The organism is Hymenobacter sp. APR13 (assembly GCF_000737515.1).
Lineage (GTDB): Bacteria > Bacteroidota > Bacteroidia > Cytophagales > Hymenobacteraceae > Hymenobacter.
The window spans coordinates 1,558,801-1,573,025 of sequence record NZ_CP006587.1 but is presented as its reverse complement, the minus strand read 5'-3'; the positions used below and the strand labels follow the sequence as shown (position 1 = coordinate 1,573,025).

The 14,225-nt window shown below is 56.2% G+C and carries 13 protein-coding genes; 12 read left to right on the top strand and 1 reads right to left on the bottom strand.

Features of this window, described 5'->3' with window-relative positions:
• The first annotated feature begins 110 nt into the window (after window positions 1-110).
• Both htpG and N008_RS06585 read left to right on the top strand, forming a co-directional pair.
• Window positions 111-1,955 carry a molecular chaperone HtpG gene (gene htpG, locus N008_RS06590; RefSeq protein ID WP_044014688.1) on the top strand — a complete coding sequence of 615 codons (1,845 nt, stop codon included), beginning with the start codon at window positions 111-113 and terminating at the stop codon, window positions 1,953-1,955.
• Window positions 1,956-2,178: 223 nt separating this feature from the next.
• Window positions 2,179-3,144 (top strand): toxin-antitoxin system YwqK family antitoxin, encoded by a 966-nt coding sequence (locus N008_RS06585; protein ID WP_044014686.1) that lies wholly within the window; start codon window positions 2,179-2,181, stop codon window positions 3,142-3,144.
• Between the two features lie 92 nt (window positions 3,145-3,236).
• On the opposite strand, the gene N008_RS06580 is transcribed toward N008_RS06585, so the two are convergent.
• Window positions 3,237-3,596, bottom strand: a complete 360-nt coding sequence (locus N008_RS06580) for a YraN family protein (RefSeq protein ID WP_044014684.1) — start codon at window positions 3,594-3,596, stop codon at window positions 3,237-3,239.
• 167 nt (window positions 3,597-3,763) lie between these two features.
• On the opposite strand from N008_RS06580, the gene lipB reads away from it, so the two are divergent.
• The 10 genes from lipB (at window position 3,764) to gldN (ending at window position 14,120) form a co-directional block, all read left to right on the top strand.
• Entirely contained in the window at window positions 3,764-4,603 is an 840-nt protein-coding gene (lipB, locus tag N008_RS06575) for a lipoyl(octanoyl) transferase LipB (RefSeq protein WP_081910939.1), read from the top strand.
• On the top strand, window positions 4,600-5,016 hold the full coding sequence (locus N008_RS06570) for a hypothetical protein (RefSeq protein ID WP_044014682.1): 417 nt from the start codon (window positions 4,600-4,602) through the stop codon (window positions 5,014-5,016). Before lipB ends, N008_RS06570 begins: the two co-directional genes overlap by 4 nt.
• An 84-nt stretch (window positions 5,017-5,100) precedes the next feature.
• Window positions 5,101-6,141 (top strand): MraY family glycosyltransferase, encoded by a 1,041-nt coding sequence (locus N008_RS06565; RefSeq protein ID WP_231569793.1) that lies wholly within the window; start codon window positions 5,101-5,103, stop codon window positions 6,139-6,141.
• Between the two features lie 17 nt (window positions 6,142-6,158).
• A complete protein-coding gene (locus tag N008_RS06560; RefSeq protein WP_052381275.1) occupies window positions 6,159-7,361 on the top strand; it encodes a DUF4271 domain-containing protein in 1,203 nt (400 codons plus the stop codon).
• A 71-nt stretch (window positions 7,362-7,432) separates the two neighbouring features.
• A complete protein-coding gene (locus tag N008_RS06555) occupies window positions 7,433-8,263 on the top strand; it encodes a uroporphyrinogen-III synthase (RefSeq protein WP_052381274.1) in 831 nt (276 codons plus the stop codon).
• Window positions 8,264-8,407: 144 nt separating this feature from the next.
• A complete protein-coding gene (locus N008_RS06550) occupies window positions 8,408-9,397 on the top strand; it encodes a PorP/SprF family type IX secretion system membrane protein (protein ID WP_044014678.1) in 990 nt (329 codons plus the stop codon).
• A gap of 236 nt (window positions 9,398-9,633) precedes the next feature.
• On the top strand, window positions 9,634-10,653 hold the full coding sequence (locus N008_RS06545; protein ID WP_044014676.1) for an SUMF1/EgtB/PvdO family nonheme iron enzyme: 1,020 nt from the start codon (window positions 9,634-9,636) through the stop codon (window positions 10,651-10,653).
• 129 nt (window positions 10,654-10,782) lie between these two features.
• Entirely contained in the window at window positions 10,783-11,553 is a 771-nt protein-coding gene (gldL, locus tag N008_RS06540; protein WP_231569792.1) for a gliding motility protein GldL, read from the top strand.
• Between the two features lie 59 nt (window positions 11,554-11,612).
• Window positions 11,613-13,199, top strand: coding sequence for a gliding motility protein GldM (gldM, locus tag N008_RS06535; protein WP_044014672.1), 1,587 nt, complete (start codon window positions 11,613-11,615; stop codon window positions 13,197-13,199).
• A gap of 45 nt (window positions 13,200-13,244) precedes the next feature.
• Window positions 13,245-14,120 (top strand): gliding motility protein GldN, encoded by an 876-nt coding sequence (gene gldN / locus N008_RS06530; RefSeq protein ID WP_052381273.1) that lies wholly within the window; start codon window positions 13,245-13,247, stop codon window positions 14,118-14,120.
• Window positions 14,121-14,225: the final 105 nt, after the last annotated feature.

Genomic DNA, 14,225 nt, shown 5'->3' with positions numbered 1-14,225 from the left:
GCCCGGCAGGGTGGAATAGGATTTGAACCGCACCGGCCAACGACGTCAGGGCTTTGGGCCACTGGCAGATCGTCCGGTTTTTACTTGTTCACCTCCATTTTTCACGCGCCATGCAAGAGAAAGGCAGTATCTCGATCCATACCGAGAATATCTTTCCGATCATCAAGAAGTTCCTGTATTCCGACCACGAGATTTTCCTGCGGGAGCTGGTCAGCAATGCAGTAGATGCCACCCAGAAACTCAAGAGCCTAGCCCAGCTGGGCGAGTTCAAGGGCGAGCTGGGTGAACTGAAAGTGCGGGTGACCGTGGATAAGGAGGCCCGCAAAATCACGATTTCCGACCGCGGCCTAGGCATGACCGCCGAGGAAATCAAGAAGTACATCAACCAGATTGCCTTTTCCGGCGCCACGGAGTTTGTGGAGCAGTATAAGGAGAAGGACGCCGCCACCAAAGACCAGATCATCGGCCAGTTTGGCCTGGGCTTCTACTCGGCCTTTATGGTGGCCAAGGAAGTGGAAATCTGGTCGAAGTCGTACAAAGATGACACCCTCACGGCCCACTGGACCTGCGACGGCAGCACCGAATTCACCCTGGAAGAGCCCACTGGCGAGCACGCTAAGGCCGAGCGCGGCACCGACGTGGTGCTGCACGTGGCCGAAGACTCCGACGAGTTTCTGGAGCCGGCCCGCCTGAAGGGCATCCTCACCAAGTACTGCAAGTTTCTGCCCATCGAAATCGAGTTCGAGGGCGAAACCATCAACCAGACGGCTCCCATCTGGACCAAGCAGCCTTCGGAGCTCACCGACGAGGACTACGTGAAGTTCTACCAAGAGCTGTATCCGTTTTCCGAGCCGCCGCTGTTCTGGATTCACCTCAACGTCGACTACCCGTTCAACCTGACCGGCATCCTGTACTTCCCGAAGGTGAAGGACGAGCTGCAGTTCCAGCGCAACAAAATCCAGCTGTATTCGCGCCAGGTGTTCATCACCGACGAGGTGAAGGACGTGGTGCCCGAGTTCCTGATGCTGCTGCACGGCGTCATCGACTCGCCCGACATTCCGCTGAACGTGTCGCGCAGCTTCCTGCAGGCCGATGCCGCGGTGCGCAAAATCAACACCTACATCACCAAGAAGGTCGCCGATAAGCTCAGCAGCCTGTTCAAGCAGGACCGCGCCGGCTACGAGGCCAAGTGGTCAGATATCGGCTTGTTCGTGAAGTACGGCATGCTCTCCGACGAGAAGTTCTACGATAAGGCCAAGGACTTCGCGCTGGTGCAGAACGTGGCCGGTAAGCTGTTCACGCTGCCCGAGTATCAGGAGTTCGTGCAGGCCAACCAGAAAGACAAGAACGAGCAAACGGTAGTGCTCTACACCACCGACGCCGAGGCGCAGCACGGCTTCGTGCAGGCCGCTACGGAGCGCGGCTACGATGTACTGGAGCTCAACGGTCCGCTCGATTCGCACTTCATCGGGCAGCTGGAGCAGAAGCTGGAGAAAACCACCTTCAAGCGCGTGGATGCTGACACCGTTGGTAAGCTGATCGAGAAAGAGGAAACCACCGAGAGCGTCCTCAGCGACGACGACAAAACCAAGCTGCAGGAGCTGTTCAAGGAGGCCATCAGCAACGAGCAGATGCACGTGCAGGTGGAGGCCCTCTCGCCGCAGGATGCGCCGGTTATCATCACGCTGCCCGAGTTCATGCGCCGCATGAAGGACATGCAGCGCTCCGGCGGTGGCGGCGGCATGCAGATGTTTGGCTCGCTGCCCGACAGCTACACCGTGAGCGTGAATGCCAACCACCCCGTGGCTCAGCGCGTGCTGCACGCCGAGGGCGAAGCCGGCCAGAAGCTGGCCCGCCAGGCCTTCGATTTGGCCCTGCTTGCCCAGAACATGCTGAAAGGCGAGGCGCTAACCGCGTTTGTGAAGCGTAGCGCCGATTTGCTGGCCGCTGAGTAGCACAAAAAAGTATCAGTAGTTTTAAACGGTATAAAAGCACCGGTTGCCTGTGGCGGCCGGTGCTTTTGTTTGAAGCGGCGGCCCTGCGCAGAAAGCCTGTGCCTTGCACCGGCGCCCACTTCTGGCAGGCTGCTCAGCTACTCCATTACTCAGCTACTCCGATGGGCACCAAATCCCTTTATCTTTACGTTTGATGCTGCGAAAACTGCCTGTATTTCTGCCAATGCGCTTTCTCCGCCCCCATATTCTGTTGTTGCTGCTGACTGCCGCCGGTATGCTGGAGGCCTGCTCCAAAAAGACGGTATCCTTCAACAGCCGCCCCGACGCCGGCAGCACGGCCCTGGTAGCCGACACGCTCACCACCACCCGCGACACCACCAACGCGCCTTCGTTGGAGGCCAAAAAGCTGGGCCTGACCAAGGAGCAGGAAAAAGCCGACAAGGAAAAGCAGAAGCTGGCGCAGCGGCAGGCCAAAAAGAAGAAGAAAAACATTTTCCTCGGCGAGCGAATCAAGAAGGCCTTCACCAAGTCGGGGCCGAAAGGTAAAAACCAGGTGCTGGAAGTGTTCTACTACCTCAAGGCGTTTCAGCAGCCTAATGCATACGCCATTTCGGTGTACTACTTCAACCCCCGCAAGCGCAAGATCTTCAAGGCCAATACCGAGCTGAATCCGGCCACTGATAAGGTGCTGCACGGCCCCTACAAGAAGTACCAGGGCGGCAAGCTGGTGGAAACCGGCTTCTTCGCGATGGGCACCAAGCACCTGCGCTGGGAAAAGCTAACCAAGGACAACGTGCTTGTAAACAAGCAGCACTATGAAATGGGCTTCCCGCGCGACGCCAACGTGACCTACTACGACGCCGCCAACAAGCTGCTGAAAGAGGTGGTGCCCTACGTGAACGGCAAGCTGGAAGGCGACTACGTGAAGTTCACCGAGACCGGCAAGCGCGAGTGGGAAGGGCAGTTTGAGAACGGCAAGAAAGTAGGGGAGTGGACCCGGTACTGGGGTTTCCGCAACACCAAGGACCGCCGCCACTACGTGTATGCCTACGGCGAGTCGGGCTACGACCCGGAGGTAACCGAGCCGGTGCTGGTGAAAGAGTACAACCGCAACGGCGTGATGGTCTACGAGAAAGACAAGTTCGACAAGCGCGACGCCGTAACCGACCGCCCCGGCAGTAAGCGGTAAATGGTTGAGTTCAAATGGATGGTTGTTGATAGGTCAATGCGTTGAACCTCCAGTCATTCAACAATTCAACCATTAAGCATTTCAACACCCATTCAATAAAACGCGTCCTCGAAGTGCTCGATGCGGAAGCCGCCGGCTACGGGCGTCACGGCCAGGATGTCGAACCGGATGTCGCCGGGCCAGTCCAGGTCGTGCTGTAGCTGCTCGGCAGCCAGCCGAAACAGTTGCTTCTTGCGCTCCGACACGAAGGTTTCGGGGTAGCCGTACTGGCTGGAGGAGCGGGCTTTCACTTCCACAAACACGAGTAGCTGCTGGCCTTGCCGGGCCACTAGGTCCACTTCGGCGCGACCGTGGCGGTAGCTGCGGTACAGTACCTCCAGACCCTGCCGGCCCAGATAATCGGCGGCGGCTTGCTCGCCGGCGTGGCCCAGGTCGTGCGCGGCAGTTGCCATTGGTGGTCTGAGTGGAAGGGCGTGCTGGCTGCTGACCAGCAAATTGAGTTTGGCTTCGAATCTAGTAACTTTGTGCGTTTTCCGGGGAAGGCTTTCACTGCCTCAGGCAGATTTCAGCTTCCTGTCCGGCAAACGTGCGTGTTGTTCGTTGCCAAGTGCCCATTGCCATGCCCGCAAATTCCCTTCCAGTAGCGTCTTCCGGCGTGGCTCCGGCCCCGGCCGAGGGTGCCTCGCCACCTGCTGCCAACCGGCTGATCCGGGTAGAACAGCTGGGCCTGATGGGCTATGAGGCGGCCTGGGCGTATCAGGAGGAGCTGCTGGCCCACACGCTGCACGTGAAAACCCACAACCGCCACGCCATCGAAGCCGGCCAGGCCACGCAGCCCACGGCCAACTACCTACTGCTGTGCGAGCATCCGCCGGTATACACGCTGGGTAAAAGCGGCAAGCCCGAGCACCTGCTGCTCGACGAAGCCGGCCTGGCCACCCACGGCGCCACCTTCCACCGCATCAACCGCGGCGGCGACATCACCTACCACGGCCCCGGCCAACTGGTCGGTTACCCCATCCTCGACCTCGACAACTTCTTCACCGACATCCACCGCTACCTGCGGCTGCTGGAAGAGGCCATCATCCTGACGCTGGCCGACTACGGCCTGCAGGCCGGCCGCATTGCGGGCCTCACCGGCGTGTGGTTCGACTTCGAGGAAGGAGCCCCAAATCCGCGCAAAATCTGCGCAATGGGCGTGAAATGCAGCCGCTGGGTAACCATGCACGGCTTCGCCCTCAACGTCAACACCGACCTGTCGTATTTCGGCCACATCGTGCCCTGCGGCATCACCGACAAAGCCGTGACGTCTATGGCGCAGGAACTGGGCCGCGAGGTGCCGCTGGCCGAAGTGTCGGCGCGCCTGCTGCCCCATCTGGCGCGCCTGTTCGAAGCCGAATTACAGCTGGCCACCGGGCATCCGGTGCTGCCGGCGCCTGTATCTGAAGTATCCGCATGAAAGAAGACATCAAATTCGACCCAGTAGAGGGCGTAACAGTAGCCGTAGTGCCCGAGGAAGCCGCGGCGACCGAAGAAGGCAAGCAGGGCTGGCTGGTTTACCTGATCAATCACAACGACTACGCCCTGCAGAACGTCATCGTCAACTCGCACGGCTACGGCACCCAGCCCGACGGCGAGGCGGTAAAGACCTCCACGCTGCGCCACGTATTTGCCGAGGTGGAGGCCCGCAGCGCCGTCCCGGTCGAGCCCATCGACCCCGCGCTGTTTCACCTCAACAACCAGTATTGGGTGAGCTACTACCGCGACGCCCAGATTTTCGATAAGAAGTTCATCTTCGTACCCGATTCCATCGTACCCGCCAACCTGACGCCCATCACCCTGCTCGGCCGGGATGGTGTGCTGCACGTCTAGCTATCCTTTGCAGTTCCCGGCGTCTGCCTTCACTGCTTCCTTTCAAGCTGCCTGCTTATGACCCCCCTCGGAATACAATTAAGCTTGTCCTTTCTATGGGCGTTTCTGGTGGCTCTGTTCGCCGTGCCGTCCATTATCTATATCGCCCACCTCAAAAACATGCTCGATACGCCTAACGTGCGTACCGTGCATGAGTCGCTGACGCCGCGGTTAGGTGGGGTGGCCGTGTTTGCCGGCTTCATGTCGGCCCTCACCATCTTCGCCGATCTGGGCAACGGTATCCAGCAGCTGCTGGCCGGTTGCATCGTGCTGTTCTTCGTGGGTCTCAAGGATGATCTGGTGTCGATTTCGGTGTCCAAGAAGTTCGTGGGCCAGCTGCTGGCTACCGGCATCGTCATGATTATGGCCGATGTGCGCCTGACCAGCTTCCAGGGCATCCTCGGGATTCAGGAGCTGCCCATAGGCATCAGCTACGCCTTCACGTTCCTAGCCATCGTGGGCATCACCAACGCCATCAACCTCATCGACGGCCTCGACGGCCTTGCCGGTACTATAGTCCTGACTATCGTCAGCACGCTGGGCTACTATTTCGTGCGCTACGGCGGCCCGAGCTTCAGCAACTACGTGTTTGTGTCGGTGTGCCTGATGGGCGGCATCATCGGGTTCCTGCGCTACAACTTCCACCGGGCCACCATCTTCATGGGCGACACCGGTTCGCTGGTGTGCGGGTTCATTGTGTCGGTGCTCACCATTCAGTTCATTGAGATGGGCCTGAAAGTGGGCCAGCCGTTCGGGTCGTCGGCGCCGTCGGTAGCGGCTGGTATCCTGTTCGTGCCTTTGTTCGATACGCTCCGCGTGTTCATCGTGCGCATGATGGCCGGCCGTTCGCCCTTCTCCCCCGATAAAAACCACGTCCACCACCGGATTCTGGCCATGGGCTTCCAGCAGATCAGCACCGTAGTGCTGCTGGCACTGCTCAACATTGTCGTGATTCTGTTCGTCATCAACTTCGCCTACCTCGGCAACACCATCCTGATTGGCTGCCTGGTGGGCTTTTCCATCGTGTTGAGCGTGTTTCTGGGCGTATACCGCAGCCGTAGCACCGAGCAGCGGGTTGCTTCCTGAAGCAGCCTATTCCTCCAATGAGTCGCCGGCACCGCAGCACCTGGGTATCAGCACAGCACTGGCTCCTGTGCCTGCTGTGCCTGTTGGCTGGCTACGCCGCCCCGGCCGCCGAGTACCGGCCGCTGCCCCCCGCCTTGCGTAGTGGCCTCTCGCCCGACTGGCTCATCCACGATGAGGGCCGCAACCGGCTCGTAATTTACCTGCCCGACTATCATGCCCCGGCCCACGCCTATTACCAGTGGCTGACGCTGCGGCCCCAGCGCCCGTTTATCGTGTCGTTCACGGCTCGCAGCGGGCAGAGCCTTTTTCTCGATAACCGGCTGGTATTCACGGCACCAAAGGCGTCAGATTATACGCTGGACCTGGCCCGGCTGCTTCCGGCGGGCTCGGTGCCCGGGCCACATCTGCTGTGTGTGTGGCACCCGCAGGTGGCCCCCAACCTCAGCTCCTTTGTAGACGTTCGTACCGCAGACCCTGCGGCGCAGCCCGGGCTGGTGAAAACGCCCGCCGCCCGGCTGCTGGCCCAGCCGCTGGCACGCAGCCACCCCGGCGAAAATGTGTTTCTGCTGTTTCTGCTCCTGATTGGGCTGCTCTATGGCAGTATTCGGGCCGTGTATCAGCCTGGGTTTGCGCGTATCTATCAGGTTGATAACGTGTGGAGCAAGTCCACCGCCGAGCAGGAATTCCTTGTCAAGCCCACCGTTACCTGGCTCAATATTCTGCTGGTGCTGGTGTTCTCGCTCTCGTTTGCGTTGCTGCTGGTGGCCATTCATACCAACGTGCAGAACATTGCCGTGCTGCAGCGCCTGTTCGACGTGCCCGAATCTGCCTTGGTGTTGCGGATACTGCTCTACACCGCCACCATTGCGGCCTTCGTGATGGGCAAATACCTGTTTCTGGAGCTGATGGGCTACATTTTCGACGTTGGCGAGCTGGTAGTCGTCCAATACCGGGAATTCATCCGGACGCTGCTTTTCCTGGGGCTCTGCCTGCCGCTGGTCATGCTACTCTATCTGGGCCTCAACCAAACACTGCCGGCGGCGGTGCTATGGGTATCCAACGGGGTGGTTTCCTTGCTGTTGGTGGGTACGGTGATTCGTGTAGCCCGCACAATTCATCGCAGATCCTCCCTGCTGAATCTGCATTTGTTTTCGTACCTTTGCGCCACAGAAGTGATTCCACTGGTCATTCTGCTTAAGTTGATCGTTTTCACCTACTAAGGCTTTGGTGCTCAAGTCCCAGGCTGCCATCATCTTTCTTATTGCCCTAGACTTACCCTTTTCTTTACAATATGGCCGAGAGCAAAGACAAACCGGGTACGGGCCGTCATGCTAACCGAATCAGTAGCATTCTTGTCACCCAGCCTAAGCCCACCAACGATGTGTCGCCTTATTTCTCCATTGCAGAGAAGTACGGTATCAAAGTGGATTTCCGGGAATTCATTGACGTTCAGCCGGTTTCGTATAAAGATTTTCGTAAGGAGAAAGTAAATATTCTGGAGCATACGGCTGTGATTTTCACTAGCCGCAATGCCGTCGACCACTTCTTCCGTATCTGCCAGGAAGCCAAACTGGAGATGCCGGCAGAAATGAAATACTTCTGCATCTCCGAGCAGACCGCCAATTACCTGCAGAAGTATATCGTGTTGCGCAAGCGTAAGCTGTTCGTTGGTCAGCGTACCGCAGTCGACCTGTTCGAGGTTATAAAGAAGCACAAGACGGAGAAGTTCCTGTATCCGTGCTCCGACATCCGCAAGGACGATATTCCGGAGTTCATGCGGGCCAACGGCTTCAAATTCACGGAAGCTGTCATCTATCGCACCGTAGCCAGCGACCTGTCGGACCTATCGGATGTGAAGTACGACTGCATTGCGTTCTTTAGCCCTTCCGGCATTAGCTCGTTGTTCATCAACTTCCCTGATTTCGAGCAAAATGGTACGCGTATCGCTGCTTTCGGCCCTACTACTGCCAAAGCCGTGATAGATGCCGGGCTGGAACTGGATATTGAGGCGCCCCATCCCAACGCCCCATCCATGACCGGAGCCATTGAGGCGTACATCCGCTACCATCACAGTCCGGACATAGGCAAAGAGAAAAATAAGTCGGGCAAGCAAAGCGCATAGCCATAAACAAAAGAGGAAGCCGGTAATTCGGCTTCCTCTTTTGTTTTTTGCTCAGGATTTGTTGCACAGGGTTTTTTCCATACATTTGGAAATACCTTCCGTTACCTTACTCTCCTTGTAACGAACCCAAAATCAGGACTTTCTATGAAAGGAACTCTACTTTCTTTGCTATTTCTGACTGCGGCTGCAGGTACCGCCTTGGGGCAGCAGCAGCCACAGTTTACGCACTATGGCTTCAATGGCATGTATCTCAATCCTGCTTATGCAGGCATTAAAGGACAAGGAGAAATAACTACAATCGGGCGCTACCAATACCTAGGATACAATGCTTCCTTTGACGATGGTGGATCACCTCAAACAGGTCTTTTCACTGCCTCGCTGCCGGTTAGGGCTATTGGTGGCGGTCTTGGGCTGAGCGTGAGCTACGACAAATTCGCCGTAATGAAAATGGTGAATGCCCAACTCTCCTATTCCAAACACATAAAAGTAGGTGAAGGGACACTGGGTTTGGGTATACAGGGGTTATTCAACAATCTGAGCAGCGGCAAGCACCGCTTTATAGACCCCAATGACCCGAGCGTTCCACTGGAAGGCTCTGATAGTAAGTTCGATGTGGGGGCCGGCCTCTGGTACGAGTCGCCCACGCTGTATGCCGGCCTGAGCGCTAACAATCTGTTACGCTCCAACTACAGATTCAGAAGTGAGGCTGGTGATAACACAGCCCAGTTCATTGCCGAAAACCATTCGTACCTGACAGCCGGCTACAATATTGAAGCCTCTTCTTCCGTTGTTGTAACGCCCTCTGTATTAGTGAAGATGGTGATGCCGGGGAAGTTTGGTGACAGCGGAAAATTCACGTTCAAAAATAATTCATACGAGGCGAACGTACGTGCGACGTTCAACGACAAATTCTGGGGCGGGCTCGGTTACCGCTACCAAGAATCGTTCACGGGCATGGCTGGCTTGGCGCTGGCCAAGGATAACGCACTGCGAATCGGCTATGCGTTTGATTTTGTTGCATTTAATCAAGATGCTCGTGCACTCAGCTCGCACGAAATTATGCTGTCTTACCGTCTGCCCAAGCCTGGCATGCTCATCCGTCCGGCCATTCGTACGCCACGGTATAGTTTCTAGATTTTTTGGCTGTAGTGGACCGTTTCGGTGCCCTGATTATGTGGAGAAAGGATTTCTAGACTGCGCGCACTAACTCATTGCCCTTCATCGTTTAACTGGCATTACCGTCAGTTCGTAGACAAACGACCGGCATTGAGCGATAGGCTTGCGCACGAACGTAAGTTTCGCTAGATTTGCCAGCTCACAAAATTGTAATCTTCGGATATCGCCGGCTCAACAGTCATTTTCTTCCTAACATGAACAAGTTTCTCGTATTGCCTCTCGTAGCCATTTCGGCTCTGATTTTGGGAGGCTGTGGTTTTGGCAAGGGCCCGCAGGGTGACCTCGTCGGAGCAGAGGACCGTCCCGAGTTCAATCCTCAGGAAGTTCCTTTCGGCATGGTTCCCTGCCCCGGTGGTACGTTCCACATGGGCCAGACCGACCAGGATATATCAGCATCTATGGTGAACATGAACAAGCAGGTAACTATTGCCGGCTTCTACATGGACGAGACTGAAATTACGAACAACGAATATCGTCAGTTCATGAATGCCATCCGGCAGGACTCGATTGACGTGCTGGGCGAAGAATATGTGATGACGGAGCTGTACCCCGACACTACGGTGTGGGTGCGTGACTTCACCTACCACATGGGTGACCCGCTGATGGAGTACTACTACACCCATCCGGCTTTCGATGACTATCCTGTAGTGGGGGTTGACTGGTTTGCTGCCAAGTACTTCTGCAACTGGCGCACCAAAAACAAAAACGCCGCCAACGAAGAAGCCGGTCTGGCTCCAACGCCAAACTTCCGCCTGCCTTCGGAAGCTGAGTGGGAATATGCTGCTCGTGGTGGCCGTGACCTCGCTACGTATCCATGGGGCGGTCCATACCTGCGCAACTCCAAAGGCTGCATGCTGGCCAACTTCAAGCCAGGCCGTGGCGACTACGCCTCCGATGGCTACGCTTACACGTCGCCAGTTGGTTCGTTCTTCCCGAACGATTTTGGCCTCTACGATATGTCGGGCAACGTGTCGGAGTGGTGTGATGATGCCTATATGGAAGCCTCGGTGCCGGTGGTATGGGACATGAACCCCACTAACCCCGATGATAACGAGCCTCGCAAAGTAGTACGTGGTGGTTCGTGGAAGGACATTGCTTACTTCCTCGAGACGGGCACCCGCAACTTCGAGTATCAGGATTCCTCGCGTTCCTTCATTGGTTTCCGCACAGCCATGATTCAGATTGGCATGGGCACCAATAACAGCCTCAACTAAGAACCGCTCCTGCTTTCCGCAGCAAATTCCCTTACCCCGAGTTTTTCGCGTTTTCACCCAATCACCACTTCTTTCCAACAATCAATTCACATGGCAGCTAAAGGCGGTAGTTTTCTCTATGATGTTCTTATGCCCAAGATTTATGGCATCGGAGCCGCAGTCGTAATCATCGGGGCATTGTTTAAAATTCAGCACTGGAAAGGAGCTGACATTATGCTGATCGTTGGCCTCGGTACTGAAGCCGTTATCTTCTTCCTGAGCGCATTCCAGCCACAATCCAAAGAGCACGATTGGTCTTTGGTATACCCAGAACTGTCGGAAGGCTATGACCCTTCGACCAACAGCAACCGGTTTGTAGAAGAGAATAATAACAGCAAAGGCCTCACGCGTAAGCTGGACGACATGCTGAAGGATGCTAACGTGACTCCAGAGGCTATTTCCTCGCTGGGCCAGGGCCTGAACCGCCTGAGCACCACCACGCAGCAACTCTCGACCCTCGGCGACGCTACCAGCGCTACCGACGAGTACACCGCCAAAGTTCGCTCGGCTGCTACTTCGCTGGAGCGCATCAACGAAGCTTATTCCAACACGGCTCAGGCCATGGGCGCAATGGCTGATGCTACCAAGGATGCCAAGGAGTACCACGTACAAGTGCAGAACGTAACCAAGAACCTGGGCGCTCTGAACGCAGTGTACGAAATGGAACTGCAGGATGCCAACACGCATCTCAAGTCCATGAACCAGTTCTACGGCACGCTCAGCCAGGCCATGCAGAACATGACCGAAGCCGGCAAAGACACCGAAAAATTCAAAGACGAAGTGGCGGCCCTCACCGGCAACCTGAACTCGCTCAACCGGGTGTACGGCAACATGCTGAACGCCATGCGTGCCACCAGCTAAGGCTGGCGCAACGCGAGGAAAATTTCGGTCCCACCCTTACATATAGATAGGCAGACACGATGGCGGGAGGTAAAGAAACTCCACGGCAGAAGATGATTGGCATGATGTACCTGGTACTGACTGCACTTCTGGCCCTTCAAGTAAACTCAGCAATTCTGCTCAAGTTCAAATTCTTGGATGACAGCCTTTTCGGCATCAACGAAAAGGTATCGAAATCCAACGATGGCACGGTTAAAGGCATTGCAGCCCAGGTTGAAAAAAACCGCAATACTGCCGCCGACGTTGCCGTTCTGAAGCAGAGCGAAGAAATTCGGGAGCGTACCAAGCAGATGATTGATTATCTGCGCGGTGTACGCGACAAACTCGTAACGGCCACGGAAAACACCAAAGGCAAAAACGAGTACAAAAACATGAGCGCCGAAGACAAGGTGGCTATCACCATGCTCGGCGGCAAAAAAGACGGTGCAGCCTATGAGATGAAGAACAAACTCAACGAGTATTCTTCTTACATCAAGACGTTTGTACCCAGTGCCGAGCCGCTGGCTCTCGATGCCAAGGACGACAAGATGGTGACGGATCCGGAGCAGCGCTCCAAGAACTTCGCCGAGTTGAACTTCGAGAACACGCCGCTGGTAGCTGCTTTGGCTACATTGTCGCAGAAAGAAACCGAAGTACTAAAGTACGAGTCGGATGCTCTGGCTGCACAATCGGCTAAAGTAGGTGGCAACATCATCGTATTCGACAAAGTAGGCGCTTTCGCCTCGGCAGAGTCGAACACGGTGGCTGCTGGTACCAAGTACAAGGCAGAACTGTTCCTGACGGCTTCGGCCACGGGCTTGCGCCCGACCATGACGCTGAACGGCTCGCCGCTTTCGGTTGATGCTTCCACCGGCAAAGGCAAAGTGGAATTCACGGCTCGTCCGGGTTCTTTCGATGCGGCCGGCAACGCCAAGGCGCAGTGGACCGGTACCATCCGCTTCAAGCAGAACGGCCGCGACACCACGTTTAAAGTAACGGTGCCTTACACCGTGACCAAGCCGGTGATGCAGATTCAGTCGGCTTCGGTGCAGGCGCTGTATTTCCGGTGCGGCAACAAGTTGAGCGTGCAGGTACCAGCTTTGGGCGCTCAGTATGCTCCTAGCTTCTCGGCCTCGGGTGCTTCTACGATTGCCGGTTCTGCAAAAGGCGAAGTAACGCTGGTGCCAAACGCGAAAGAAGTAACGCTGAGCGTTAGCAGCGGCGGCAACCCTATCGGTTCGCAGACTTTCCAGGTTCGTCCGATTCCTAAGCCAGAAATTCAGTGCTGGGTTGGTGGTCGTCCGGCCAACGAAAAGCAGGGTACGCCTATCACGGCAGTACGCAACATGAACCTCAAGGCAGTTGCTGATGCAGGCTTCGCCACGTTCCTTCCCGACGATGCTCGTTTCCGCGTAACCCGCTACGAAGTGACGCTGGTACGTGGCAAGCGTCCGGCCATGCCAATGATTCCGGTGAATGGCCCGAACGCCGACCTGAGCCGGGTGGTTGACCAGGCCCGCGAAGGCGACCGTCTGTACATTGAAGTAAAAGAGGTTCAGCGCATGAACTTCCAGGGCAACACGGAGCAGGTAAACGTGTCCAAGCAGTTCAACGTGCCGTTGCTGTAAGCTGTAGTTGGTGAACTAAAAAGGGGCGATTCGCTTTCACGCATTATGAACAAGGTTCTCTCTTTCGCTGTCCTGGCTGCCGGCCTCACCCTGTCGGGGGCGGCTTCGGCTCAGGAACAAGCCACCACCGCGAGCAGCAATGGCTCGTACCGTCCGATTCCGAACTCGGATATCATGTTCCGCAAGACCATCTGGCGGGCCGTGGATCTGCGCGAGAAGCAGAACAAACCCATGTTCTCGGAAGGCAAGGAAATCAGCCGGGTTATCATTGAAGCCGTGAAGCGCGGTGAGTTAGTTGCCTACCGCAACGACTCGCTGACCACGACCTTCACTGGCAACGAGGTAACGTCTAATATGTCGTACGCCGAATCGAATGCTGGTCTGAGCGACGAAGAACGTGCAGCTGGCTTCACGGATGATACCGGCGACGACTGGGGAGCGGCTCCTAAAAAGAAGGGTGCTAAAGCAGCTCCCAAAGCCCCGGCAGCAGCTCCAAGCTATGCCTACCGCTACAAGGACCTGTATCAGATGGAATTGAAGGAGGATATGATCTTCGACAAGAAACGGTCGCGGATGTATCACGATATCAAAACCATCACGCTGCTGGTGCCTTCCACGCTGAGCTCCAACTCTTCGGGTATTGAAAAGCCCATTGGAACGTTCAAGTACAGCGACCTGGTGAAGGTGTTCCGCAACAATCCGGACAAAGCCATCTGGTTTAACTCGCAGAACGATGCCCAGCACAAGAACCTCGCTGATGCATTCGAGCTGTGGCTGTTCAACTCGTACATCGTGAAGGTATCCAACCCGAATGATGCTCGTCTGGACGAAATCTACGGCGGTCAGCAGCAGGGTATCCTTGCTTCGCAGCAGGCGGCTTCCGACCTCATCGAGTACGAGTACAACCTGTGGTCTTTCTAAATCACGGATTTAGCCGGATTTATCGGATTACACGGATTTTGTAGTCGATTCGCTTTGTACAGATAAGCCCCAACCAGTTAGCTGGTTGGGGCTTTTTCGTTGGTT